Here is a 24,912-nt window from a genome sequence, read left to right as displayed (position 1 = left end):
TTAGAGAATGTTAACGACTGTGGTGTTCTTCACTTCTTCCATGGCAACATAGGTACGTGACTCACGCACATGAGGAAGCGTTAGCAAGGTTTCACCTAACAATTGGCGATATGCATCCATATCTGGCACACGGGCCTTTAGTAGGTATTCAAAGTCACCAGCGATAAGGTGGCACTCTAAGATTTCAGGAATATTAGCAATGGATGCTTTAAATTCATTAAAACCTTCTGGTGATGTGGCTTTAAGGCGAATTTCTACAAATACTAATAAGCCCGCTTCTACTTTACGAGGATCGACTAAAGCGCAATAGCCTGTGATATAGCCATTACGTTCTAAACGACGCACCCTTTCTAAGCAAGGGGTCGCACTCAAGCCCACACGACTAGCTAACTCCACATTAGATAATCTGCCGTTTACTTGTAGTTCTCTTAATATTTTTCGATCTAACCTATCTAACGGTTTAGGCGAATTATCCATCTCTGTTGAATCTCCCCATTCAAACAAGGTCTTACGCTAGTCTAGCATGCGCTCAGCGAACAACAAAAATTACAAATCTTTGTATTTATTGATCTTAGCTTCAGTTTTAGAGCGTCTATATTTCACTGTTAAGCGAACAAAGTAAAACAATAACATTTTCAAGCCCTAAGTGATGGCTCAAAACAGACAATTATTCTGTACAAAAAGACATTTTTAGAAGATTCGACGAACCATTATGGTGCTTTTTTAAATTTTTAGTCTTAACTTAAACCTTACTAGTTGAAAGGTTTATTTTTGAAGTTGAATTCACTTTCTTTATCGAAAAAGAGTTAATCGATAAAGAAAAACTATAAAAAAGCAGGATCTACTCAAAATGCAGGGGTATTTTGTTAGTTTTCTCTTGACTCAGTACCTTAAACAGTAATTCTATAGAGGCCAGCCGAATGCTTTCAGAATATTCGGCTGTAATAATACAAAATAAAATAATAAGTTAATTTTGGCCTAAGAATTGCTATTGAAGAATTTAACTCACTAATAATTCGAGTTTTAACGCAAGTAAATATCAATAATCTATGTCTAAAAATTACGACCAATCAAAACGCCTGGGAGGCAAAATAAGATGAAATCTAACGTGGGTAAGTTAATTTCTACTGCAGCTGTTGCTCTAACAGTAAGTGCTGGTGCAACTGCTGGTACGCTTGACGATGTAAAAGCAAAAGGCTTTATTCAATGTGGCGTAAGCCAAGGTGTTCCTGGTTTCTCAAACGCCGATGACTCTGGTAACTGGACAGGTATCGACGTTGATGGGTGTCGTGCAACTGCAGCAGCAGTATTCGGTGATGCTCAAAAAGTTAAATTTACCCCTCTTTCTTCTAAAGAACGTTTCGCAGCACTAACCTCTGGTGAGGTTGACATGCTTTCTCGTAACACTACTTGGACTTACACTCGTGATACTTCACTAGGTCTAGACTTTACTGCGGTAAACTTCTACGACGGTCAAGGTTTCATGGTTCGTAAAGACCTAGGTGTGGAAACAGCATTGGATCTTGACGGTGCAACAGTTTGTACTGAACAAGGTACAACAACAGAATTGAACATGGCTGACTTCTTCCGTAAGCACCAACTAGAATACGTTCCAGTTGTTGTACAGAAAGTTGACGAAGCTGTAGCAGCTTATGCATCTGGTCGTTGTGACGTTTACACAACTGATAAATCAGGTCTAGCAGCACAACGTACTAAACTAGCTAACCCGAACGATCACATCGTTCTTCCAGAAACTATTTCTAAAGAGCCTCTAGGCCCAGTTGTTCGTCACGGCGACAACCAGTGGAAAGATGTTGTTACTTGGGCAATCTTCGCTCAGGTTAACGCTGAAGAAATGGGCATTAGCTCTAAAAACGTAGCTAAAATCAAATCAGAAACTAAAGATCCAGGTATCCTACGTCTACTAGGTGCTGAAGGTAATATGGGTGCAGCTCTAGGCCTAGACGCTAATTGGGCTTATAACATCATCTCTCAAGTAGGTAACTACGAAGAAGTTTTCGAACGTAACATTGGTCCTAACACTCCAGTTGGTCTACCACGTGGCGTGAACAAACTATGGACAGATGGCGGTGTAATGTACGCGCCACCAATTCGTTAATTCGTAATAGCCTCTCTAACATCAGGAGCTTTCGCTCCTGATGTTACCTCGCCCTACCATCCTACTGACGAGCAAACACTTTGCCTGAAACGAGATGAGCAATAATAATCCAACGAGTAATACCAGTTTTTTGAATGATGCTGGCAACCGCGCCATTATCTTTCAAGTTATACTGCTAGCCGTTGTAGTTTTTGTTGGTTACTACCTATTCAACAACCTACAATCCAACCTAGAGAGTCGCGGTATTTCCACTGGTTTTCGTTTTTTAAACGAACCAGCGGGCTTCCCCATTCTTATCCACCTAATTGATTACACAGAAACCAGCACCTACGGACGCGCCTTCATGGTTGCGCTGATTAATACCTTTGTCATTTCTATAATGGGTATTATTCTTGCGACTATCATTGGTGTTGTTATGGGTCTAGCAAGACTTTCTAACAACTGGTTAGTAGCCCGTCTGGCGACAGTTTATATCGAGACTTTACGTAACATCCCTTTGTTACTACAAATGTTCTTCTGGTATTTCGCCGTACTCTCTGCCTTACCTACCCCTAAAAACAGTATAGTTTTGGGTGATTTCATGTTGAATAAACGTGGAATATATTCACCTGATCCTCAATTCCAAGATGGTTTTGGTATCGTTATTTTTGGTTTCCTACTGTCTCTTGTGATGTCTATCGCATTGATTCGTTGGGCTAAAAAGCGCCAAACCAGGACAGGTGACTGGTTCCCTGCTTATTGGAGTTCTTTAGGTGTCATTATCGTCGTTACCTTTTTAGCCCTTGTTGTATCTGGCTTCCCGATTGAGTTTGAAGTACCGCAAAAAAGTCGCTTTAACGTAAAAGGCGGCATGGTGTTAACACCAGAGTTTGTGGCAGTTCTTATCGCTCTTTCTACCTATACAGGTTCATTTATTGCTGAAATCGTACGTGCCGGTATTTTGTCTGTTAACTGGGGACAAACTGAAGCGTCTCGCTCATTAGGTTTACCTGATGGCCTAACACAACGTTTGATTGTATTGCCACAAGCATTACGCGTTATCATCCCACCACTAACAAGCCAATACTTAAACTTAGCGAAAAACTCCTCTTTAGGTGCTGCTGTCGCTTACCCTGAACTTGTTGCTGTCATGATGGGTACAACCCTGAATCAGACAGGTCAGGCGATTGAGACAATTGGTTTATGTATGCTGGTTTACGGCACATTAAGTTTGACCATTTCATTATTTATGAACTGGTATAACAAAAAAATGTCACTAACAGAGAGATAGGAGGCGAATCATGGCGAAAATCTTTCAACCATCTCCAAGCCTTCCACCACCAGTAAACTCGGTAGGTGCAGTTGCTTGGGTCAAGCGCAATTTACTATCCTCTCCACTGAATGTATTACTTACCGTATTCAGTGTTTATTTAGTGTACTTGCTTATTCCACCCGTTATTAGTTGGGCTTTTATTAACGCAACTTGGGAAGGCACATCTAAAGCAGACTGTACTGCTGGCGGTGCATGTTGGGCCTTTGTAAATGTGCGATTTAATCAGTTCATGTACGGCTTATACCCACCTGAAGAATACTGGCGCGTTAATCTTGCCGGCATTATGCTAGTTGTTCTAGTCGCAGGTTATGCCATCAAAGCAATTAATAAAGCAATTTTAACCACTGTTATTATGGTTGGTTATCCTGTTATTGCTTACTTCTTGTTTGCTGGCGGCGTATTCGGTATGCCAGAAGTAGAAACAGCACAATGGGGTGGTTTATTCCTAACTATGTTGCTCGGTATCATAGGTATCGTTGCGTCATTCCCATTAGGTGTTTTGCTTGCACTAGGTCGTCAATCCGACATGCCTATTGCTAAGTCTGTATGTGTTGTTTTCATTGAAACTATCCGTGCAGTTCCTCTGATCACAATTTTGTTTATGGCGTCAGTAATGATTCCGTTGTTCTTACCTGATGGTATGAACTTTAATAAACTTATGCGTGTATTAATTGGTATCACCTTATTCTCTGCAGCTTACATGGCAGAAGTAATACGTGGTGGCTTACAAGCGATTCCGAAAGGTCAGTACGAAGCGGCTGATGCTATGGGTCTAACTTACTGGCAGTCTATGGTATTGGTTATCTTGCCACAGGCGCTAAAACTAGTAATTCCAGGTATCGTAAACACCTTTATCGGTTTGTTTAAAGATACAACTCTGGTTTACATAGTCGGTATGTTTGATTTCCTAGGTATTATCCAATTAGCAACTCATAATGCTAACTGGCTAGGTACTACCATCGAAGGTTATGCCTTTGCTGGCTTTATCTACTGGGCTATTTGCTTCGCTATGTCACGTTACAGTATGGCAATCGAGCGTAAGTTAGAAACCGGACACAAGCGGAACTAGAATTTTTTTGAGGCCTTTCAAATGACAGAACACAATATGGCACTCGCTCAGCTTGAGCCGGGCGAAAAAGCAATTATCGAATTTAAAGATGTAAACAAGTGGTACGGGGATTTCCACGTACTTAAAAACATCGATTTCAGTATCAAAAAAGGCGAGCGTATCGTTGTTTGTGGACCATCAGGTTCAGGCAAATCAACAATGACTCGTTGCATCAACCGTCTTGAAGAACACCAAAAGGGCTCTATCATTGTTGACGGCATTGAAATGAACGATAACTTGAAAAACATCGAAGCTATCCGTAAGGATGTGGGTATGGTGTTCCAGCACTTTAACCTGTTCCCACACTTAACGATTTTGGAAAACCTGACTTTAGCACCAATCTGGGTTCGTAAGATGCCTAAGAAAGAAGCTGAAGAGATGGCAATGCATTACCTTGAGCGTGTAAAGATAGCGAACCAGGCGAACAAATTCCCAGGTCAGCTTTCTGGTGGTCAGCAACAGCGTGTTGCGATTGCCCGTGGTCTTTGCATGAAGCCACGCATCATGCTGTTTGATGAGCCGACATCCGCACTTGACCCTGAAATGATCAAGGAAGTACTAGATGTAATGATTCAGCTAGCTGATGAAGGTATGACAATGGTTTGTGTAACTCACGAGATGGGCTTTGCAAAAACCGTTGCTGACCGTGTTGTTTTCATGGATGCGGGTGAAATCGTGGAAGCGAATGAACCACACGAATTCTTTGAAAACCCTCAGCATGACCGTACTCAATTGTTCTTAAGTCAGATTTTGAACCACTAATTGAGAAAAAAAGCAGTCATTGCACAAAAAAGCCCCTTTTAGGGGCTTTTTTGTTTTTCGATATTTGTTAAATTGCTTGCTTATTAACACTCATGACGCAAATTGAAATTTATGACTCAGCAAGAATCAGATATAACCCCAAGCCTAAAGGTTAAAATTGTTCACTTACAGGATTCAACCGGTAAGGTTCAAGCCATTTTCCCATTTGATTCTATGCTCGATATCGGTGCTATTACACGCGTTAGTAAGCGCCGCTTAGCCACGATAAATTCTTATAATGTCACCAGTGACCTACTGCTCAATACTCATAAAGTCATCACCTATATTGATGAAAGCCTCAAAGGTAAAACTAAGCTATCTCTGAAAAAAACAGATCTGACGAAATTTAACTCAATCGAGGCAATTGAGATTAATAAGATTTTTTCAGGCTCTAAATGTTACTTTGGCGATTTCTCCATCCCTCAAGATCAGCTTAAAACCGAAGTTGAAAGCCATGAGCAAGATGAAGAAAGCATGTTGAGTGCTTTAGGTGGATTTCAGTCCATTCGTCTTCGTCAACGTTTAGAAGAAACTCTTGAACTCCCTCCTTTACCAGCATCATCACAGCGCATCATACGTTTGTGTGCAGATGAGAATGCAGGCACTGATGAGTTATGTGAAGTGATTAGCCTTGACCCTAGTTTAGCGGCTCAGGTCGTTAGTTGGGCCAGCTCTCCTTACTATGGTGCGCCTGGAGAAATTGAGTCGGTAGAGGATGCTATCATTCGTGTGTTAGGTTTTGATATGGTGATGAACCTAGCACTTGGTCTATCAATGGGTAAAGCCTTAGCTGTGCCGGAAAATGGGCCTAGACACTATGATAATTACTGGCTTGAAGCGGTTTCCTTCGCCTCTTTAATGGAAGCGATGGTGAAAGCCATGCCTGCGAAAAAGCGCCCTAGGTTAGGCCATGCTTACCTAGCAGGCTTGCTACATAACTTTGGCTTGCTAGCCATTGGCGCCGTGTTACCACCTCATTTTAATATCTTGTCTCGTCAACTTGAAATTAACGCTCACCTTCCAACCAATTTAGTTGAAGTACAGTTACTTAAGCTCAGTAGAGAACAGATTGGGGCTTGGCTATTACGTCATTGGGACTTACCAGATGGTATCTGTAACGGCATTCGTTACAGTAAAAATTTGGCCTATGATGGAGAAAATGCCATCATAGCGAGAATGTTAAATGTATGTCATAACCTGTTGAATAAAGAAGATATTTCTAAAGCCAGCCAAGATATGATTGGGCTGGATCAGAAACAACTACAAAGCCTTTATAAAGACCTACAAGACAACTCAGAAAACATTAAGTTGATGGTATCTTTAATTAATGGCAATTAGGTAAGTCAGACTTCAATAGGAAAGGCTCTCTCTTTTCTTAAGCTCGGGTTATATTTTTAGACTATTGGGACAATATCCTTATTTTGATGCCAGTTATTGATCAGCCAAACAGCAACCCAAGACTCAACTTCACAGCGACCAAACAATTTGATTATGTTTGGTCATCTTTGAGCCGTGCTCACAGTAAAAATATTCCCGCTTTTATATTTCCATGGCTTACAGAGCAGGGTTCTTTAACGGCAAAAATTCAAACACTGGGCAAACTGACGGTCGATGTCATTTCAGATACTTGGGGCCAAACGACCCAAAGAGAAAGAAAAAAACTTAACTTAAAAGCCCGTGAAGCGGCTCGCATACGAGAAGTTATCCTTAACGTAGATGGTCAAGCCATTATCTATGCACGCTCCATCATTCCTGCAAGGTCATTAAAAGGCCATTGGCGCTATTTACCTAAGTTAGGTAATAACCCCCTTGGTGGCTTCCTTTATAAGCATAAAGGTCTGACTCGTGGCGAAATAGAAGTGGCCCAACTGCCTGCTAACTTGTTTTCTCATATAAACGAGCCAACTTGGGCAAGACGCTCTGTTTTCTATCAATATGGTCAAGGTATACTCGTCAATGAAGTGTTTTTTCCTGCAATCAAACCCTTTTTAAATTTAAAGGATGAATAATGAGTAAAATCATCGCTTTAGCCGAGTTAGCTCGACTAGATAAGCCGATTGGCACCCTATTACTCTTGTGGCCAACTTTATGGGCCTTGTGGCTTGCTGCTGATGGCTTTCCTGATTGGCACTTACTTCTTATTTTTATTGCTGGCGTCTTTTCTATGCGCTCAGCGGGTTGTGTTATTAATGATTATGCAGATAGAAAAGTTGATGGTTTTGTTGAGCGAACCAAGGGTCGTCCGCTGCCTTCAGGCAGGGTTAGCGAAAAAGAAGCCTTAGGCTTTTTTGCCTTATTATGTCTCATCAGTTTTGTACTCGTACTTTTCACCGATCTAAAAACCATTATCTTATCCTTTGTCGGTTTAGGCTTAGCAGCGCTATACCCTTTCATGAAACGAGTCACCCATTTACCTCAGTTATTTCTAGGATTAGCTTTCTCTTGGGCGATTCCTATGGCCTATGTAGCTCAAGGTGGCTCCTTAACTGACATTGAACTTTGGATGCTCTTTATGGCGAATGTGTTTTGGACGATCGCCTACGACACTTATTACGCCATGGTCGACCGCAATGATGATCTTAAGGTAGGAATCAAGTCCACTGCGATACTCTTTGCTCAATATGACCTTGTCATTATTTTACTGCTACAAGGACTTGCTCTGTCATTATTGGTTTGGGTCGGTGTTATCAGAGAGCTAGGCGCTTTCTTTTTTATCAGTTTGTTGATTAGCGCTGGCTTTTTCTTTCAACAATTTTGGCAAGCAAGAGAAAGGGAGCGATCTGCTTGTTTTAAATCATTTTTAGATAATAATCGCATAGGCTTTTGTGTATTTTTAGGCTTTATTGCGGGCTTTTTTGTACACTAAATTAAGTCATCTGTGACATTTTAACTAAACTGTCACAATTGATCGTTTTAATTAAACCGTTCCAGAGAAGAGGATAGATCCTGTGACCGGTAAAAAAGTATTAATAATTGACGATGAATCATCAATTCGAGAAATGATCGCCATTGCTCTTGAGATGGCTGGTTATGAATACCTTGAAGCGGATAATAGCCGTACCGCCTACGAGATAATCGTGGATCATAGACCCGATTTGATCCTTGTGGATTGGATGATGCCTGGTGGCAGTGGTATTGAGCTAACACGTCGTCTTAAAAAAGACGTACTAACAGCTGAAATTCCCGTCATCATGCTTACCGCAAAAAGTGAAGAAGACAATAAAATTCAAGGATTAGAAGCAGGTGCGGACGATTACATCACCAAGCCTTTTTCACCTCGAGAGTTAGTTGCTCGCCTTAAGGCGGTACTACGTCGAGCTCACCCTCAGGGTGTTGATGAGCCTATTGAGGTTGATGGTCTAAAACTTGATCCTCTAAGCCAAAGGGTTTCTATAGGCACTAAACCTTTAGAAATGGGCCCAACCGAATATCGTTTACTCAAGTTTTTAATCACTCACCAAGAAAGAGCTTATTCAAGAGCACAGCTATTGGATCAGGTTTGGGGTGGGAATGTTTACGTTGAAGAGAGAACTGTCGATGTTCACATTCGTCGCTTACGTAAAGCGATAGGTGATAGCCATGATTACCTTATTCAAACCGTTAGGGGTACAGGTTATCGATTTTCAAGTAAGCGTTTGGCTTAAAAACTTATGAAGACAGTTTGGAAAAGCGCCACCGTTAAACTTTTGCTTGGTTTTTTCACTTGCCTATTTATTGGCATGCTTAGCGAGCAAACTTTCCCTTTACTATTTTTATATGTTTTAAGTTTATTATGTTGGCAGTTTTACGAGCTTTATCGCTTTCATAGCTGGATTCGACGTTCTGGACGTTCATTACCTCCGGATTCTTCAGGAATTTGGGGGGATGTTTTTGACGCAGTTAATCGACTGCAAAAGAAACAAAGAAAGTCTAAAAAGCGCATGCAACAAGCTTTAGCTAGAATTGAAGACTCTACATCAGCATTGCAAGATGGCGTTATCATGGCCGATAACACAGGCCGCTTAGAGTGGTGGAATACTTCCGCTGGAGATTTGCTTGGTTTAGTTAAACCCACAGACCGAAGCCAGCCGTTAACCAACATTGTTCGCACTCCTGAGTTTTTTCGTTATTTTAGCCAAAAGCGATTTGGCGACCCTTTGGTGATTCAATCACCCGCCAAAGAAGGCACTTTTCTAGAGTTTCAAACCACGCTTTATTCAAAAAATGATCACCTTATTTTTGTTCGTGACGTCACACGTCTGCACTTACTTGAGCAAATGCGTAAAGACTTTGTTGCCAATGCCTCACACGAGCTAAAAACACCACTCACAGTGATTAAAGGCTATCTAGAAACACTGGATATGTTTAAAGAGTCTTTGCCTGAGCGGATGCAAAAAGGCGTGGTAAATATGAATACTCAGTCTAATCGCATGGAATTACTGATCGAAGACTTGCTCCTTCTTTCTCGTTTAGAAAGCAACCAAAGAGCAGATTCAGACCAATGGCATAATGTCAGTGATCTTATTCAGGTGATTTGTGATTCAGCTAAGGTGTTTACCACCAGCGAACACTTTTTAAGCTGGGATGCGGATGAAGAAAGCTCTATCTTTGGTAGTTACAGCGAACTTTATAGCGCGTTCTCAAATCTAGTCGTGAATGCACTCAAGTACTCACCCGATGGTGGTGAAATAGATATAAGCTGGCAAGTAAATAAAGACGGTGGGATTTTCTGTGTTCAGGATAATGGCTTAGGAATAGATCCTAGGTTTATTCCTAGATTAACCGAACGTTTCTTTCGGATTGATAAAGGTCGAGGTTCTGACACTGCAGGTACTGGCTTAGGTCTGTCTATTGTGAAGCATGTACTTCATCATCACGATAGTAAGTTGGATATTAGTAGTCAGCTTGGCTTTGGCAGTACTTTTTCCTGCCACTTCCCTCGTACAAGGGTAAGAGAATCAAGTACACCAGAGATTGAAGCGATTGATAAGGACGCCTCTTAGCGTTTATTGGCTAGTCCAATTCTATTTGGACTAGCCATTTATCTTTCTAGCAAGAAAACACTAACGCATATAACTCATGAAGTTAAACGTCTCGCTACAAGCTTTCAAACAAGGCTTTAATAAAAGTCTCTTTCTCTTCATCCTGATCAATTAACCCTAACGTGACGGTCAAAAAAGATGAGGTTGGTTTTTTCTCTGTTGTCGCTACGCCTTGCACATAATAGTTCAAACGGTTGACCTTACCTTTAAACTCTAAATCGAGCACGGCTTGATCTAATACGCTTGGAATAACATCGTCACTCTTAATCAAAAGACTGGCTTCTGTACAGCTAAACTGGATCACCATGGTTCTAAACTGCTTACCCGCAAAACGCACCATACTCGGCACTTTAACGTCTTTAATCGTGACTTTAGGGTGAGTGATTTTAGGTTTAGTAACCGTTGCTGCTTTCGGGCTTTTTCCTCCAAGTAAAACATCTAGAGAACCTGAAGTATGACTTGTCATGCCTTTAGGGCCAGAACCTGTCGCCGCTTTTGTTAGATTATCCAACACTTCCTTTTCAGCACCTGTGCCTCTAGCGCCTTTAGCCATCAGAGCGGAATCTAAATTATGCTTTTTCGCCGCTGATACTATTTTATTAACCAGTTGCTCACTGGAGAAAGGTTTACCTAGGTAATCCGTTACCCCAGTTTTTACCGCTTCCACTACATGGTCTTTATCGCCACGGCTGGTGATCATGACAAAAGGCACGTTTTCCTTTTTGTAATTATCTTGCTGACGACACCAATCAAGTAGTTCAAGCCCTGTCATTTCAGGCATTTCCCAATCGCATAAGATCATATCAAATTTGACCTTATTCATAAGTTGTTGAGCTTTACGACCGTTTACCGCTTCTTCCAACTGAGCTGATGGAAAGTGTTTTTTTAAAGTACGACGAATCAGATCTCGAGTAAAAGAAGCATCATCAACAACCAAAATTTTTATAGCCATTTATTTATTTCCAAAATTTTGTGCAAGGCTATCACTCTTTGAATAACTTGCTTTAAATGAATCACACCAAAGAATGGTAGAGGCCACCACCGCTAATGGAATGACCACAAAATTAACGAATGGAATAGGTAGTAGCAGCATGACTATGAAGCCAAAAGACCAACATAAAATAGGTTTTTGCCTAAGACCTACTCGCATTTCAGCAAAAGATACTCGGTTATTATCGAACGAGTAATCCATATATTGTATCGCTAACACCCAAGCGCCAAAGAATAGCCAAAGAAAAGGCGTAATGATGTTAACTATAGGTATTAAGGACAGGATAAACAAAAGTATAAAGCGAGGCAAAAAGTAGAGTACTTTCTGTAATTCGCGCACTACACTTTGGCTAATCAAGAGACATACTTTACGAAAGTCTAAATCAGATTCAACTGTCTCTCCCGATAATCTAGCCTCTACTTTTTCAGCAAGAATGCCGTTGAAAGGTGCTGCGATTATATTGACGCCGATAGAAAACGCATAAAATAGACTGATAGCACTTAACAAACTAAAGCCTAGATAAAATAGCCAACTTAAAAATGAAAGCCAATCAGGCAACCAGCTCATCAGATAAGCCGTTAAGTCACCAAAATAGCTAAATGCGACCATATATAGCAGCGCCATTAGGCCCATATTGGCTAATAAAGGTACCAGGATAAAAAGCCTTAAACCCGGCGAAAGTAGGATAGGTAACGCTTTTAAATAAGCCCCTATCACTTGAAAAGGTTGCAGTATCACAAATTTGTTCCATCAATTTTCTAGAAAATAGACATTATCATATTTTTATCTAACTTCCCTGTAATTATCACGCTTCCCAACCGATTTAGCAGAGCCTATTTATTCGTTTTTTAGATTAAACCTTTATTATGCGTATAGCGTAATGCGCAATTTCGATTGAGCCATTTACCCAATTAGTTAACTATCGAAGACTCAGACATTTGCTGCAATTAGAAAGTTTAGTGTCAGAGAAACAATGCACCATTAATAATAAATAACTTAAGTTAACTAAAGGGGCCTTTTATGAACCTGAAAAAAACTCTACTCGCTAGTGCGTTACTTAGCGTAGCCTTCGGCGCAGTACAGACTCAAGCTGCCGATGTTCCTGCTGGCGTTAAGCTAGCGGATGTTCAAGAACTTGTACGTGGTGGTGGCGCAGAACCTGCAACACTTGATCCACAAAAAGTAGAAGGAACACCAGGCTCTCACCGTACTCGTGAGCTTTTTGAAGGTTTATACAACCTTGATGGCGATGGCAACCTAACTCCAGGTGTTGCAACTAGCTATACAACAAATGCAGATAACACTGTCTATACATTCAACCTACGTAAAGATGCTAAATGGTCTAACGGCGACTCAGTTACCGCTCATGACTTCGTATTTGGCTTCCAGCGTGCTGTTGATCCAGTGACTGCATCTGCTTATGCTTGGTATGTTGAAATTCCATCTATTGTTAATGCGTCAAAAATTATTAACGGTAAAGCAAATGTGAAAAGCCTAGGTGTTAAAGCCGTAGACGACTACACATTTGAAGTAACACTGGAACGCCCTGTTCCTTACTTCGTAAAAATGACGTCTCACCAAACACTTTTCCCAGCACCACGTAAAACCATCGAAAAGCACGGTTCTGAGTGGGTTAAACCTGGCAATATGGTAAGTAACGGTGCCTACAAACTTGATTCTTGGATCGTAAACGAGAAGATGGTGATGGTTCGTAACGATAACTATTGGAATAACGACAAAACCGTTATCAACAAAGTAACTTTTTTACCGTTAGAAAATGATAGTGCTGACCTTAAGCGCTATGAAGCGGGTGAAATTGATATTACTTGGAACCTACCAAGTGACCACTTCAAGCGTTTGAAGAAAGAGTCTCCAAACGAAGTAATCATCACACCTCAATTGGGTACTTACTACTACCAGTTCAATACTCAGGTTGCACCTTACAACAACCCAGATGTTCGTAAAGCACTTTCTTTTGCGATCAACCGTGACGTCATTACTAAATACGTAACCGGTGTTGGTGAGCAACCAGCTTACTCTTTCACACCTTCTATCGTGAATGGTTTTGATCCAGAAACACCTGCTTATGCAACTATGACTCAAAAAGAGCGTGAAGCTGAAGCGAAAAAACTACTTCAATCAGCGGGCTTTGATAAAAATAACCCTCTGACTTTTAACCTTCTTTACAACACAAATGATGGCCACAAACGTATTGCGATTGCGATTGCTTCTATGTGGAAGAAAACATTGGGTGTAGAAGTAACACTTGAAAACCAAGAGTGGAAGACTTACCTAGAAACGAAAAAAGCAGGTGACTTCCAAGTTGCTCGTGCGGGTTGGATCGGTGATTACAACGAAGCATCAACTATGCTTGATTTGTTAACATCGACTCATGGTAACAACGACGGTAAATACTCAAACACTGAATATGACCGCTTGTTGAACGAAGCAAAAACAATGCAAAACCCTGCTAGCAACTATAACAAGGCAGAAGAAATTGCGATCAACCAAGATATGGCTGTCGCACCTATCTACACCTATGTTACTAAGCGTATGAAAAAACCTTACGTTGGTGGTTATCAGCCAAACCCAGAAGACAACATCTATAGCCGCGACATGTACATCATTGCTCACTAAGAGCTCTATGTATTAAGCGCTAGTAGCAGACTTACATTAGGTAAGTCTGCTACCTCCCTTACTTCTTCTAAGATCTAGTTTCCCTAGTATTAGTCAATGGTTAGAACCTTGGCCCATGAGGCTAATCAGGTATTATTATGCTGACATTTATTTTTAAACGTATTTTTGAAGCGATTCCGACTTTATTAATACTCATCACAGTTTCTTTCTTCTTGATGCATTCTGCACCAGGTAGTCCATTTTCAAGCGAGCGCTCTCTGCCGCCTGAAGTTTTAGCGAACATCAACGCTAAATACCACCTTGATGAGCCTGTTATTAACCAGTTCTTCTACTATCTCGGTGGCGTTTTACAAGGGGACCTGGGTCCATCCTTTCGCTACAAAGACTTTACTATCAATGAATTAGTAGCTCAGAGCTTACCTGTATCCGCTGAAATCGGTATCTGGTCTTTTATTATTGCCGTTGTCATCGGTGTGTCTTGTGGTATTTATGCTGCCTTAAGACAGAACTCATTAGTTGATTATTGTGTCATGGCCTTTGCCAATATCGGTATCGTGCTGCCTAACTTTGTCTTAGCACCTCTTTGTATCTTATTTTTCTCCATCTACCTTCAGTGGTTACCCGCAGGTGGTTGGAATGATGGCGCTTGGCCTTACCTTGTTATGCCAGTCATTGCCATGTCGACCAGTTACATCGCACAAATTGCCCGAATTACTCGAGGCAGCATGATAGAGACGATGCACTCCAACTTCATTCGTACCGCTAGAGCGAAAGGCTTACCGTCTTACCGCATAATTTTGCAACATGCGCTACGTCCAACCATGCTCCCTGTTATTTCTTATTTAGGGCCTGCATTTGTCGGCATTATCACAGGCTCTGTGATTGTAGATGTGTATTTTGGTACAGGTGGTATTGGCCAGCATTTCATTAATGGTGCGCTAAACCGTGACTACTCAATGGTTATGGGTGTCACCATTTTAGTTGGCTCACTTACTATTTTATTTAATGCCGTCGTCGATATTTTATACGCGGTTATTGATCCAAAAATTCGTTATTAAGGCACTCAATCATGATGTTAACTAAAGATAAAATCGAGGCCGTAGAAGATTTCGCACAACAAGTGACTGAAATTGAAGGCCGTAGTTTATGGCAAGATGCGAGACGCCGCTTTCTGTCAAACCATGCTGCGGTTATCAGTTTGATTATTCTTGGAATCATTGCGCTATTAGCGCTTGTTGGCCCTTTTCTAAGTGTGTGGAACTATGATGATATCGACTGGGAAGCCTTGTCTGATATTGAAAACTTAGGCCGCCCTAGCTTTGAAACTGGCCACTACTTTGGTACAGATGTTCTAGGCCGTGATATTTTTGTACGTACCATGCAAGGGGGCCAAATCTCCTTACTAGTGGGTATTCTAGGTAGTTTTGTGGCTATCGTTATCGGTACGCTTTATGGGGCTACATCTGGTTACCTAGGTGGTCGTGTCGACAGCATTATGATGCGTGCTCTAGAGATTCTTAACTCTTTCCCATTCATGTTTTTCGTGATCATCTTGATGACTATTTTTGGGCGTCATATCTTTTTGATCTTTGTCGCAATCGGTGCCATTTCTTGGTTAGACATGGCGCGTATTGTGCGCGGACAAACTTTAAGTTTGAAAAATAAAGAGTACATTGAAGCCGCGCATGCTTGTGGTGTGTCTTCATTCAAGATTATTACCCGCCACATTATTCCTAACTTGCTGGGTATCGTTGTGGTTTACGCCACCCTACTCGTGCCAGGCATGATTCTACTAGAGTCTTTCATCAGCTTCTTAGGACTTGGTGTTCAAGAGCCGATGACAAGTTGGGGGGCTCTTATTTCTGAAGGTGCAGGTACCATGGAACTTGCGATTTGGCAGCTTGCTTGGCCGCTAACCTTCCTGATTCTTACCCTGTTTTGTTTTAACTTCCTAGGCGACGGTTTGCGCGACGCACTAGACCCTAAAGATCGCTAAGGAGAGTTATATGAACTTATTAGATGTCCAAGATTTACGCGTTAACTTTAAAACGCCAGACGGTTCTGTAACGGCTGTTAATAATCTAAATTTCAGCCTTGCTGAAGGTGAAACCCTAGGCATTGTAGGCGAGTCAGGTTCTGGCAAAAGCCAAACTGCGTTTGCTTTAATGGGCTTACTTGCAGGCAATGGCTTAGTTGAAGGTAACGCTTTATTTGAAGGTCAAAACATTTTAGGTTTGCCTGAAAGCGCTATGAACCGCATCCGCTCTGAGAAAATCGCGATGATTTTCCAAGACCCTATGACCTCATTAAACCCTTACATGAAGGTCGGTAAGCAGTTGATGGAAGTCTTGATCCTACATAAAGGTATGACCAAGAAAGATGCTTTTGAAGAATCTGTACGCATGCTTGATGCGGTAAAGATGCCAGAAGCGCGTAAGCGTATGAATATGTACCCGCATGAGTTTTCTGGTGGTATGCGCCAGCGTGTCATGATAGCGATGGCGTTATTGTGTCGCCCTAAACTTTTAATTGCAGATGAACCGACCACAGCACTTGATGTAACGGTACAAGCACAGATTCTAACTCTGCTGAATGAGCTTAAGTCTGACTTTAATACCTCTATCATTATGATTACTCATGATTTGGGAGTAGTTGCCGGTTTATGTGACAAAGTATTGGTCATGTACGCTGGTCGTACTATGGAATATGGCACCACAGATAACGTCTTCTATCACCCTTCACACCCTTACACTCAGGGTTTATTAGAAGCGATTCCTCGCCTTGATACGGAAGGGGAAATCCTAGCAACCATTCCTGGTAATCCACCTAACTTATTACAATTGCCACAAGGCTGCCCTTTCCAAGAACGCTGTGTTCACGCTTCAGATAAGTGTCGTACTGAATCACCAGAACTTATTCAATGTGAGAACCATGGTTTACGCGCTTGTCATAAATCCATTAAGGAGCTAGTAGCATGAACAACAAAGTCCTAATGGAAGTAAATGATTTAAAGGTTCACTTTAACATCAAGAATGAGAATTCTTGGCCTTGGGAGAAAGGTCGCCCTCTAAAAGCAGTAGATGGTGTAAGCCTTAAAATTTATGAAGGGGAAACCCTTGGTGTTGTGGGTGAATCAGGTTGTGGTAAATCAACTCTTGCCCGTGCCCTATTACGCCTATTGCCAATTACCCAAGGCAATGTTGTTTGGTTAGGACAGGACCTAACCCAGCTCAATAAAAAAGACATGCGTGATAAGCGTCAAGAATTACAAATGATCTTCCAAGACCCGTTAGCCTCGCTAAACCCTAGAATGACTATTGGTGAGATCATCGCTGAACCACTTAAGACCTTTCAGCCTGACTTAAGTGATGATGCGATAAAAGAAAAAGTTCGCGCTATCATGACCAAGGTAGGTTTACTACCGAATGTTATTAACCGCTACCCACATGAATTTTCTGGTGGCCAATGTCAGCGTATCGGAATTGCTCGCGCACTGATTCTTGAACCAAAATTGGTTGTTTGTGACGAGCCGGTATCAGCATTGGATGTGTCAATTCAAGCTCAAGTGGTTAACCTGCTTAAGTCTCTGCAAAAAGAAATGGGACTTTCTTTAGTCTTCATTGCGCACGATTTAAGTGTCGTTAAACATATTTCAGACCGTGTTCTAGTGATGTACCTAGGTCATGCGGTTGAGCTTGCAGATAAGCATTCACTCTACGATTCACCAAAACACCCTTATACCAAAGCCCTATTATCAGCTGTCCCTGTGCCAGATCCTAAACTGGAAAGGGAAAAAGAGATTCAGCTGTTATCTGGCGATTTGCCATCCCCGATTAACCCACCGTCTGGTTGTGTTTTTAGAACTCGCTGCCCAAGCGCGACAGAAGCATGTGCTCAACATATTCCTCAACTGGAAAGTGTTACCGAGTCTCATGAAGCTGCGTGTGTGAGACTAAGCGACATTAACTAGACATTTTTGCAATGCCCTTTGATGCCTTCATTTATGATTAGATGAAGGCTTTTTTTTATTTTTCACTTCCTGCATTTAACGCCATCTAATTGATATACAATATTAATTTTCAACTATTGCTAGTTTATCGCTCGACTTGGTCTAAAATTCTTGGATTATTGTGTCCTTTATAAATAAAAAGAACCTTTATTCCATAAACTACCGAATTGTTACTGCAATCCATCATATTTTTAGACTAATATAATTAGTAAATTGATAATAAACCTTACGAAGGGACGCCCCATGCAAAGTTTGAAGTTTTGCTTAGTTTTAATAAGCCTAATTTTCTCTTCTGTATCCTACTCATTAGAACTGCCTTCAACTCGTACACTGTTAACAGTAAGTGGCCTAATAAGTAATACGAATAAAGATAGTAATGCGATTTTTGACCGCTATATGCTGGACCAACTACCTAGATCTAGTATCAGTACTCACACTCCTTGGAATGAAGGTAAACACACTTATACTGGGTTTAATGCTAAAGAGTTTTTTGATTTACTAGGGGTAGAAGGTGAAAGCTTAAGCCTTATTGCGCTAAATGATTATATGATAGAAATCCCAGTAAAAGATTTTACTGAGGTGGGTGCTATTTTTGCTACTCACATGGATGGCGTGCCTATGACGGTCAGAAATAAAGGGCCTATCATGATCATCTATCCATTTGATGATAAGCCAAAACTGAAAAATGAATCCTATTATGGAAAGTCTATTTGGCAAGTTAATCAGATAGTCGTTAATCAATAGCAAGTAACATAAGGATAGGAGCGAAATGTGAAGGGATTAACGAAAGACGTAAAATCAATCATGATGAAACGTCTCACGTCTTTCTTACTGGTGATTTTCTCATTCACCCTACTCGCTTCTGTTGTGCTCTACTTTTTAGCCAATTCAAACAGTACTAAGCATGTTAGAACCACCTACGAGAGTAGCATTTGGTCAAGCCTACAATTACAAGTACAAAGCTATCGTTTTGTCGACTACCTCAAACGCCTAGATAAAGATAATCCACCCGCAGCTGGTGATGTACTTTTTTATTATGACCTTTTGATGAGCCGCATTGATCTACTCAAAGTGGGCAGCGTCGGCAACCGCATTCATTATTATGGTGATGGCCGTAGCATTCGTATTTTAAATTTTATTAGTGCTGAATTAGAACTGTTACAACCCAACATTGTTCAGATCGAGAATAATGATCTATCCAATCTCAATAAGCTCGTCAATAAACTGCACTTACTAGAGCCTCAGATAAATAAGTTTGTCAGTCTCGTTAACCAAAGTAGCCGCGCCTATTCTGTCGAACAACGAGAACAAATTCTCGAAGAATTTCAGCTATTTAAGTACATAATGCTGATTTTCATCATTAATGCCATCGCACTTTTCTTGGTGCTAATGACGAATATTAGAAGCACTCGAATTGCCGTCATGAAAGCACAAGAGGCAGAACATCAAATTGAAAACATTGCTCAAGATAAAACACACTTTTTAGCGACCATGAGCCACGAAATTAACACCCCGCTAGATAGAGTGATTAATATGAGTAAGCTATTAAGAACCAAAGGTTTAAATAACGAGCAATGTCAGATACTGGATACCATAGAAGATTCAGGCACTCTGCTACTCAATCTGATTAAAGACTTTTCAGACTTATCTGATATTGCCTCTGATAATCTTACTCTGGATTATGCGCCTTTTAGTTTGGCGCAAGAGTTAGAGAAAAGTATCAAGTTTGCGGCCATGAGATCTAACCCTAAAGCCGTTAGGGTATTGAGTTATATCGATTTAACTCTACCTGACCAAGCGATTTACGATAATAGCCGTCTCCATCAGATCATTTATAACCTGATAGATAACTCTTTTAAGTTCACGCCATCAGGTCATATCAGCATAGTCATAAGAATGTCTCAATCTAAGGCGCCACAATGGCGACCTAGTCTTTATCCAGAAATACCTGCTAGCATGATTCAGGTGGTGATTAAGGATACTGGTATTGGCATATCCGAGAGTATTCTTGAGATGCTTCAAAGTCCTCTGGATAGTCAGGTGCCTAATTTCCCTGAAAACAAATACTGCTTGGGCCTTTATTTATGTCGTGCTCTCGCCCACCTAATGCATGGTGAATTAAGTTGTCATAGCCCTGAGTCTGGCGGCAGCGAATTTATTTTGGAACTGCCCATATTCCATCATCAAATTACACCGATTCAAGAAGGTAAAGCAGCACAAGCTTTAGTGAAATCATTAACCAATAAAAATATGATTATTCTAGAGGCGAGTGATTCAGTAGCGCATCTAATGGCCATGCAAGCCAATGGTTTGGGGCTTAATACGCCACTACATACTCACATGCTTAATCAGATACCAGAGCAAAAGATTCATTACATCTATATAGGTGATGACGCTATGCTAGATGACCTATCCTATATTAATTTACAAAAATTAGTTAATACAGGTAGCCAAGTTGTCGCTGATTCCAACTTAAGCCAGAACCGAACTAAAGCCCTTGCACATGCACTTTATAAAGGGCCTCTTTTACACTTAAATATGGGGCACGTTTTAAACGAGCTAGCCCATCAAGACTTTATATCTAGTCAAGCTTACTAGCCCTAAGCTGGATCTGTTTTATGACTCTGATGAGATAGAAAGATGGATGAACTTATCGATAAGCACACAATTACGCTTCTGATTAGCCAGCTTGGATTAGGCATGGTCAAAGAGGTATTTGAAGCCTTTGTTCCTAATGCAGAAGAGAACATACATTTCTTGCAGAAGAATTGGCATGTGGGACAACACCAGGATTTACGTATTAAGTCCCACTCTCTTAAGTCATCTGCCGCTAACCTTGGTTTTATGCAGCTATCAAGATTAGCGAAAAGTTTAGAAGAACATTGCGTTAATCATGAGCAACATGAATTCAATGCCAATCAAGATAAATTAGATGATCTCAGCCCAGCACTGCAAGCCAGCATAGATGAGCTTGCCTTGATGGGTATCGCAAGAGAGAGTTTATAACTGCCACTCAAACCGTGTTGCTTGCGTCAATGTACGTAATAGTGTTTCGATGCCCGCTTGGTCCTCGGCATCAAAGCGATTAGCAATCGGGCTATCTATATCTAAAACGCCAATCAGCTTACCCGCCACAACCATAGGCAGCACGATTTCTGATTCAGACGCACTGTCACAAGCAATATGTCCAGCAAAGTCATGAACATTCGCTATCCTTTGAATTTCTTGTGTACTGGCTGCTGTGCCGCATACACCGCGACCAAACGGAATACGTGTACAAGCCACTTTACCCACATAAGGCCCTAACACTAACTCTTCACCTCGTGCAAAATAAACCCCAGCCCAGTTAACGTCTTCTAAGCTTTGCATGAGAAAGGCAGCGAACTGTGACAGGTTACAAATCATGTCTTCTTCCTCCATCAACAACCCAGTTAATTGTAGGTTCAATGACTCATAGAACTCAGGCTTAGATGAAGATTGATCTGTTTCTAATGTAAACATGACGCTGTCCTTTTCCCTTTTAGAGGTGTGAATAATTAGCTTGGTCATGATAATCAAATATCCAAATACAGAAAAGGCCCCTAATCACTTAGGAGCCTTTCCTTAATCCATCAGACAAGAAGTATTATTCGATTTCTTGCTGAATCTCTTGAGCTGGTACATGGCGAACGTCGACACCTTTCACCATATAGATCAAATGCTGACAAACATGACGCGCATAATCGCCAATACGTTCAAGGGATCTTAGTACCCAAATAACATTCAAAATACGTGTGATACTGCGAGGGTCTTCCATCATATAAGTCGCTAAAGAACGTAGCGCTGTCTTATATTCCATATCAACAACTCTATCTTGCTTAGCCACTTTGATAGCCATATCTATATCTAGTCGAGCCGTTGCATCAAGCGCATCATGTATCATGCGAGATACCATGGTACCAATACGGTTAATTTCAACATAACCTCTTGGTGACTCACCCTCTTCAATCAAGGATAAGGTGAATTTAGCAATTTTCTTAGCTTCATCACCCATACGCTCAAGTTCACTGACCGCTTTAGAGATAGATAAGATCATGCGCAAATCAGAAGCTGCTGGCTGACGCTTAGCAAGAATACGAGTACATTCTTCATCAATCAGCTCATCTAGCTTATTCACTGTAGCATCCTGCTCACGTACATCCTCAGCTAACTCAGAGTTACTGTTTAGTAAAGCTTCAATCGCATCACTCACTTGCTTCTCAACCACACCACCCATAGTTAGAAAGTGTTGGCGTAAGTCTTCAAGCTCAGTATTAAACTGCTGCGATATATGGTGTGTCATTAGTTCTTTCATGATCTTCTTCCTTATCGACAGAGCTAGCCGTAACGACCAGTAATATAGTCTTCAGTTTGCTGCTTACTTGGATTAGTAAACAAAGTATTAGTATCACCAAACTCAATTAAGTCACCCATATACATAAAGGCAGTGTAGTCAGAAACACGGGCAGCCTGTTGCATGTTGTGAGTAACAATTGCGATGGTGAACTCTTCTTTCAGCTCATGGATCAATTCTTCAATTTTCAAGGTTGAAATTGGGTCCAAAGCAGACGCAGGCTCATCCAACAATAGTACTTCTGGCTTTACCGCTACAGTGCGTGCGATAACCAAACGTTGCTGTTGACCACCAGACATACCTAATGCACTTTCATGCAGTCTGTCTTTTACTTCGTCCCAAAGTGCCGCCGAACGCAAAGCCCATTCTACGGTTTCATCTAGAATACGTTTTTTGTTAATCCCTTGAATACGTAAGCCATAAGCTACGTTTTCATAGATGCTTTTCGGGAAAGGGTTAGGCTTTTGAAATACCATACCAACACGGCGGCGTAGTTCAGCGACTTCAGTCCCTTTCGCATAAATATTTGTATCATGTAGGTTAATCTCACCGGTAATGCGGCAAGTATCAACCAAGTCATTCATACGGTTAAAGCAACGTAATAGGGTCGATTTACCACAACCAGATGGCCCGATAAATGCGGTTACCTTCTTTTCAGGAATGATCATATCAATCCCGTTTAACGCCTGCTTATCACCATAGAAAAGCTCTAGGTTGTTCACAGTTAAACAAGGAGTTTCTGTTTCGATACGCAAAGTCTGTTGGCTACGCTGCATCGCCGAAATATCAATTGAGTGTGCTTTCATTTCGCTCATAATCGTCTCTTCTCTGCTATCTACATTTCCAGCGATTTATATTTTTCACGTAAGTGATTTCGAATAGTTACTGCTGATAAGTTCAATAAGGCAATAACGATCACTAACAATAAGGCTGTGGCATAGACAAGTGGTCTTGCCGCTTCAACATTAGGACTTTGGAAACCCACATCATAGATGTGGAAACCAAGGTGCATGAATTTTTGATCAAGGTGAATAAATGGATAGTTACCATCTAGCGGTAACGATGGTGCTAATTTCACAACACCCACCAGCATCAGTGGTGCAACTTCACCCGCGGCACGTGCCACAGCCAGAATGACACCTGTCATAATCGCTGGACTTGCCATAGGTAGAACAACACGCCATAAGGTTTCTGCTTTTGTCGCACCCAAAGCTAAGCTACCTTCACGTACGTTTCTTGGAATACGTGATAGACCTTCTTCTGTCGCTACAATAACAACAGGAACGGTAAGTAGTGCTAAGGTGATTGATGCCCACATCAAGCCGCCTGTACCAAATGTTGGTGAAGGCAAAGCTTCTGGGAAGAAGGCTTGGTCAATCGAAGACCCCATAAAGTAGATGAAGAAGCCTAAACCGAATACACCGTATACGATTGAAGGTACACCTGCTAGGTTGTTTACGGCGATACGAATAATACGTGTTAACCAACCTTGGCTAGCATATTCTCTTAGATAAACAGCAGCGACAACGCCAAACGGTGTTACCAAGATAGTCATCAATAGCACCATCATAATAGTACCAAAGATAGCTGGAAACACACCGCCTTCCGTATTCGCTTCACGCGGGTCATCAGATAAGAATTCCCACAGCTTAGCGCCATAGAAGCCGATCTTATCAAATACATTCATCGCATTAGGTCGAAAAGCACGTACCACTTTTGCAACCTGTAGTTCGCTGATCGTTCCGTCCATGGCTTCCACTACGAAAGTATCACGGTTGATCTCGCCATAAAGTGTAATCAACTGCTCTTGCAGCACTTTATACTCTTGATCAAACACGGCTCTATCAGAATCTAGGTCAGCTAGAATGGCTGGCGTTAAACCATCATTCAACTCTAAAGAACGTTGCTTCAGACGCAAACGCTCTAATCCATGGTTAATCGCACCTATATCATGCTTTTCAATTTGATAGATGTCTTCATGGATGACTAATGCTCTTTCGATACTTTTCTCAAAGCTTTCCCAAGTCGCTAACGCACTGTCAGTAACTTGCTTATCTTGAGTTTCAGCGATCACAGTGCCATCTTCTTTCACTGCTTTAAGGTAGCCGTAAAGGTTACCCCATTCGTGTCTTTCAGCAGCAATTAACATTTCAGGTTCTTTTACTTCTGTTAGGAAATCATCGATAACCCAACGAAAGTCAGAACCGTAGATATCGCGGTTACCTGTCTTCATTAGCGTACGAGAAACGATGTCCTTATCTGCGCTAATTTCGATACCCGCTTCTCTCACTTGCACTGCGGGTACTTCAAGACTTTCGACTCTCTCAGCAATTAAGTTGTAAGCAGGTTGACCAGGAACTTCATACTTAGCTTCAACAATATCTGCTGGCCAGAAATGGCCTAAGCCACGTACGGCAATAAGTAGTAACAATCCAACTACCATGATCACAGAGATAGCAACTGCCCCAGCATTTAGCCAGACCCATGGATCACCAGACTTAAACCAATTTGAAACGGATGGTTTTTGCATTTTTTTCTCTTT

General features: G+C 41.3%; 24 protein-coding genes. 17 read left to right on the top strand and 7 right to left on the bottom strand.

Features of this window, described 5'->3' with window-relative positions:
* A complete protein-coding gene (lrp, locus tag Q0A08_RS16255) occupies positions 1-477 on the bottom strand; it encodes a leucine-responsive transcriptional regulator Lrp (protein WP_046015371.1) in 477 nt (158 codons plus the stop codon).
* Positions 478-1,096: 619 nt separating this feature from the next.
* On the opposite strand from lrp, the gene Q0A08_RS16250 reads away from it, so the two are divergent.
* From Q0A08_RS16250 to phoR, 9 genes are all read left to right on the top strand, one after another.
* On the top strand, positions 1,097-2,119 hold the full coding sequence (locus Q0A08_RS16250; protein ID WP_438462563.1) for an amino acid ABC transporter substrate-binding protein: 1,023 nt from the start codon (positions 1,097-1,099) through the stop codon (positions 2,117-2,119).
* 94 nt (positions 2,120-2,213) lie between these two features.
* Positions 2,214-3,389 (top strand): amino acid ABC transporter permease, encoded by a 1,176-nt coding sequence (locus tag Q0A08_RS16245; protein WP_438462562.1) that lies wholly within the window; start codon positions 2,214-2,216, stop codon positions 3,387-3,389.
* Positions 3,390-3,399: 10 nt separating this feature from the next.
* Positions 3,400-4,500: an amino acid ABC transporter permease gene (locus Q0A08_RS16240; RefSeq protein WP_438462561.1), complete on the top strand. Its 1,101-nt coding sequence runs from the start codon at positions 3,400-3,402 to the stop codon at positions 4,498-4,500.
* Between the two features lie 21 nt (positions 4,501-4,521).
* On the top strand, positions 4,522-5,301 hold the full coding sequence (locus Q0A08_RS16235) for an amino acid ABC transporter ATP-binding protein (RefSeq protein WP_438462559.1): 780 nt from the start codon (positions 4,522-4,524) through the stop codon (positions 5,299-5,301).
* 111 nt (positions 5,302-5,412) lie between these two features.
* A complete protein-coding gene (locus Q0A08_RS16230) occupies positions 5,413-6,678 on the top strand; it encodes an HDOD domain-containing protein (RefSeq protein ID WP_438462558.1) in 1,266 nt (421 codons plus the stop codon).
* Between the two features lie 86 nt (positions 6,679-6,764).
* On the top strand, positions 6,765-7,349 hold the full coding sequence (locus Q0A08_RS16225) for a chorismate--pyruvate lyase family protein (RefSeq protein WP_438462557.1): 585 nt from the start codon (positions 6,765-6,767) through the stop codon (positions 7,347-7,349).
* Positions 7,349-8,206 (top strand): 4-hydroxybenzoate octaprenyltransferase, encoded by an 858-nt coding sequence (gene ubiA, locus Q0A08_RS16220; RefSeq protein WP_438462556.1) that lies wholly within the window; start codon positions 7,349-7,351, stop codon positions 8,204-8,206. Before Q0A08_RS16225 ends, ubiA begins: the two co-directional genes overlap by 1 nt.
* 82 nt (positions 8,207-8,288) lie before the next feature.
* The gene (gene phoB / locus Q0A08_RS16215; RefSeq protein WP_438462555.1) at positions 8,289-8,984 is read left to right on the top strand and encodes a phosphate regulon transcriptional regulator PhoB; all 696 of its coding nucleotides are present in this window, start codon (positions 8,289-8,291) and stop codon (positions 8,982-8,984) included.
* A gap of 6 nt (positions 8,985-8,990) precedes the next feature.
* Positions 8,991-10,322: a phosphate regulon sensor histidine kinase PhoR gene (phoR, locus tag Q0A08_RS16210; protein WP_438462554.1), complete on the top strand. Its 1,332-nt coding sequence runs from the start codon at positions 8,991-8,993 to the stop codon at positions 10,320-10,322.
* Between the two features lie 94 nt (positions 10,323-10,416).
* On the opposite strand, the gene Q0A08_RS16205 is transcribed toward phoR, so the two are convergent.
* Positions 10,417-11,313 (bottom strand): response regulator, encoded by an 897-nt coding sequence (locus tag Q0A08_RS16205; protein ID WP_438462553.1) that lies wholly within the window; start codon positions 11,311-11,313, stop codon positions 10,417-10,419.
* Complete coding sequence (cysZ, locus tag Q0A08_RS16200) at positions 11,314-12,090, bottom strand: sulfate transporter CysZ (protein WP_438462552.1); 777 nt, start codon at positions 12,088-12,090, stop codon at positions 11,314-11,316.
* 282 nt (positions 12,091-12,372) lie between these two features.
* Here cysZ and Q0A08_RS16195 point away from each other — a divergent pair, with 282 nt between their 5' ends.
* The 8 genes from Q0A08_RS16195 to Q0A08_RS16160 all read left to right on the top strand — a co-directional run bounded on the left by Q0A08_RS16195 (position 12,373) and on the right by Q0A08_RS16160 (position 21,004).
* On the top strand, positions 12,373-13,989 hold the full coding sequence (locus tag Q0A08_RS16195) for a peptide ABC transporter substrate-binding protein (protein WP_438462551.1): 1,617 nt from the start codon (positions 12,373-12,375) through the stop codon (positions 13,987-13,989).
* 137 nt (positions 13,990-14,126) lie between these two features.
* Entirely contained in the window at positions 14,127-15,047 is a 921-nt protein-coding gene (gene oppB, locus Q0A08_RS16190; protein WP_438462550.1) for an oligopeptide ABC transporter permease OppB, read from the top strand.
* Positions 15,048-15,058: 11 nt separating this feature from the next.
* On the top strand, positions 15,059-15,985 hold the full coding sequence (gene oppC / locus Q0A08_RS16185) for an oligopeptide ABC transporter permease OppC (protein WP_438462549.1): 927 nt from the start codon (positions 15,059-15,061) through the stop codon (positions 15,983-15,985).
* Positions 15,986-15,995: 10 nt separating this feature from the next.
* Positions 15,996-16,967 carry an oligopeptide ABC transporter ATP-binding protein OppD gene (oppD, locus tag Q0A08_RS16180; protein WP_438462548.1) on the top strand — a complete coding sequence of 324 codons (972 nt, stop codon included), beginning with the start codon at positions 15,996-15,998 and terminating at the stop codon, positions 16,965-16,967.
* Positions 16,964-17,959 (top strand): murein tripeptide/oligopeptide ABC transporter ATP binding protein OppF, encoded by a 996-nt coding sequence (oppF, locus tag Q0A08_RS16175; protein ID WP_438462547.1) that lies wholly within the window; start codon positions 16,964-16,966, stop codon positions 17,957-17,959. The genes oppD and oppF overlap by 4 nt, the downstream gene beginning before the upstream one ends.
* Positions 17,960-18,241: 282 nt before the next feature.
* Positions 18,242-18,742, top strand: a complete 501-nt coding sequence (locus Q0A08_RS16170; RefSeq protein WP_438462546.1) for a hypothetical protein — start codon at positions 18,242-18,244, stop codon at positions 18,740-18,742.
* A 27-nt stretch (positions 18,743-18,769) separates the two neighbouring features.
* Complete coding sequence (locus tag Q0A08_RS16165; RefSeq protein WP_438462545.1) at positions 18,770-20,596, top strand: sensor histidine kinase; 1,827 nt, start codon at positions 18,770-18,772, stop codon at positions 20,594-20,596.
* A gap of 42 nt (positions 20,597-20,638) precedes the next feature.
* Positions 20,639-21,004 (top strand): Hpt domain-containing protein, encoded by a 366-nt coding sequence (locus Q0A08_RS16160; protein ID WP_438462544.1) that lies wholly within the window; start codon positions 20,639-20,641, stop codon positions 21,002-21,004.
* Here the strand turns inward: Q0A08_RS16160 and Q0A08_RS16155 are convergent.
* From Q0A08_RS16155 to pstA, 4 genes are all read right to left on the bottom strand, one after another.
* The gene (locus Q0A08_RS16155) at positions 20,999-21,499 is read right to left on the bottom strand and encodes a GAF domain-containing protein (protein WP_438462543.1); all 501 of its coding nucleotides are present in this window, start codon (positions 21,497-21,499) and stop codon (positions 20,999-21,001) included. The two genes, Q0A08_RS16160 and Q0A08_RS16155, sit on opposite strands and share 6 nt — an antisense overlap.
* Before the next feature lie 124 nt (positions 21,500-21,623).
* Positions 21,624-22,331 (bottom strand): phosphate signaling complex protein PhoU, encoded by a 708-nt coding sequence (gene phoU, locus Q0A08_RS16150; protein WP_046015390.1) that lies wholly within the window; start codon positions 22,329-22,331, stop codon positions 21,624-21,626.
* A gap of 23 nt (positions 22,332-22,354) precedes the next feature.
* Positions 22,355-23,185 (bottom strand): phosphate ABC transporter ATP-binding protein PstB, encoded by an 831-nt coding sequence (pstB, locus tag Q0A08_RS16145; RefSeq protein ID WP_438462542.1) that lies wholly within the window; start codon positions 23,183-23,185, stop codon positions 22,355-22,357.
* Between the two features lie 20 nt (positions 23,186-23,205).
* The gene (pstA, locus tag Q0A08_RS16140; protein ID WP_438462541.1) at positions 23,206-24,900 is read right to left on the bottom strand and encodes a phosphate ABC transporter permease PstA; all 1,695 of its coding nucleotides are present in this window, start codon (positions 24,898-24,900) and stop codon (positions 23,206-23,208) included.
* Positions 24,901-24,912: the final 12 nt, after the last annotated feature.

Origin of the sequence: Marinomonas sp. PE14-40 (assembly GCF_051623805.1) — a bacterium.
GTDB lineage: Bacteria > Pseudomonadota > Gammaproteobacteria > Pseudomonadales > Marinomonadaceae > Marinomonas.
Note: the sequence above shows the minus strand (reverse complement) of the source record. Positions and strands in the feature narration are given on the sequence as shown.

Bases quoted from the DNA above. Each gene is read 5' to 3' on its own strand.
- Q0A08_RS16230 (WP_438462558.1), top strand. From the start codon at position 5,413: ATGACTCAGCAAGAATCAGATATAACCCCAAGCCTAAAGGTTAAAATT.
- Q0A08_RS16225 (WP_438462557.1), top strand. From the start codon at position 6,765: ATGCCAGTTATTGATCAGCCAAACAGCAACCCAAGACTCAACTTCACA.
- Q0A08_RS16195 (WP_438462551.1), top strand. From the start codon at position 12,373: ATGAACCTGAAAAAAACTCTACTCGCTAGTGCGTTACTTAGCGTAGCC.
- Q0A08_RS16205 (WP_438462553.1), bottom strand. From the start codon at position 11,313: ATGGCTATAAAAATTTTGGTTGTTGATGATGCTTCTTTTACTCGAGAT.
- Q0A08_RS16155 (WP_438462543.1), bottom strand. From the start codon at position 21,499: ATGTTTACATTAGAAACAGATCAATCTTCATCTAAGCCTGAGTTCTAT.
- pstA (WP_438462541.1), bottom strand. From the start codon at position 24,900: ATGCAAAAACCATCCGTTTCAAATTGGTTTAAGTCTGGTGATCCATGG.
- Q0A08_RS16245 (WP_438462562.1), top strand. From the start codon at position 2,214: ATGAGCAATAATAATCCAACGAGTAATACCAGTTTTTTGAATGATGCT.
- ubiA (WP_438462556.1), top strand. From the start codon at position 7,349: ATGAGTAAAATCATCGCTTTAGCCGAGTTAGCTCGACTAGATAAGCCG.
- oppF (WP_438462547.1), top strand. From the start codon at position 16,964: ATGAACAACAAAGTCCTAATGGAAGTAAATGATTTAAAGGTTCACTTT.
- Q0A08_RS16250 (WP_438462563.1), top strand. From the start codon at position 1,097: ATGAAATCTAACGTGGGTAAGTTAATTTCTACTGCAGCTGTTGCTCTA.
- Q0A08_RS16170 (WP_438462546.1), top strand. From the start codon at position 18,242: ATGCAAAGTTTGAAGTTTTGCTTAGTTTTAATAAGCCTAATTTTCTCT.
- lrp (WP_046015371.1), bottom strand. From the start codon at position 477: ATGGATAATTCGCCTAAACCGTTAGATAGGTTAGATCGAAAAATATTA.
- oppB (WP_438462550.1), top strand. From the start codon at position 14,127: ATGCTGACATTTATTTTTAAACGTATTTTTGAAGCGATTCCGACTTTA.
- phoR (WP_438462554.1), top strand. From the start codon at position 8,991: ATGAAGACAGTTTGGAAAAGCGCCACCGTTAAACTTTTGCTTGGTTTT.
- Q0A08_RS16160 (WP_438462544.1), top strand. From the start codon at position 20,639: ATGGATGAACTTATCGATAAGCACACAATTACGCTTCTGATTAGCCAG.
- Q0A08_RS16240 (WP_438462561.1), top strand. From the start codon at position 3,400: ATGGCGAAAATCTTTCAACCATCTCCAAGCCTTCCACCACCAGTAAAC.
- pstB (WP_438462542.1), bottom strand. From the start codon at position 23,185: ATGAGCGAAATGAAAGCACACTCAATTGATATTTCGGCGATGCAGCGT.
- oppC (WP_438462549.1), top strand. From the start codon at position 15,059: ATGATGTTAACTAAAGATAAAATCGAGGCCGTAGAAGATTTCGCACAA.
- phoU (WP_046015390.1), bottom strand. From the start codon at position 22,331: ATGAAAGAACTAATGACACACCATATATCGCAGCAGTTTAATACTGAG.
- oppD (WP_438462548.1), top strand. From the start codon at position 15,996: ATGAACTTATTAGATGTCCAAGATTTACGCGTTAACTTTAAAACGCCA.
- Q0A08_RS16235 (WP_438462559.1), top strand. From the start codon at position 4,522: ATGACAGAACACAATATGGCACTCGCTCAGCTTGAGCCGGGCGAAAAA.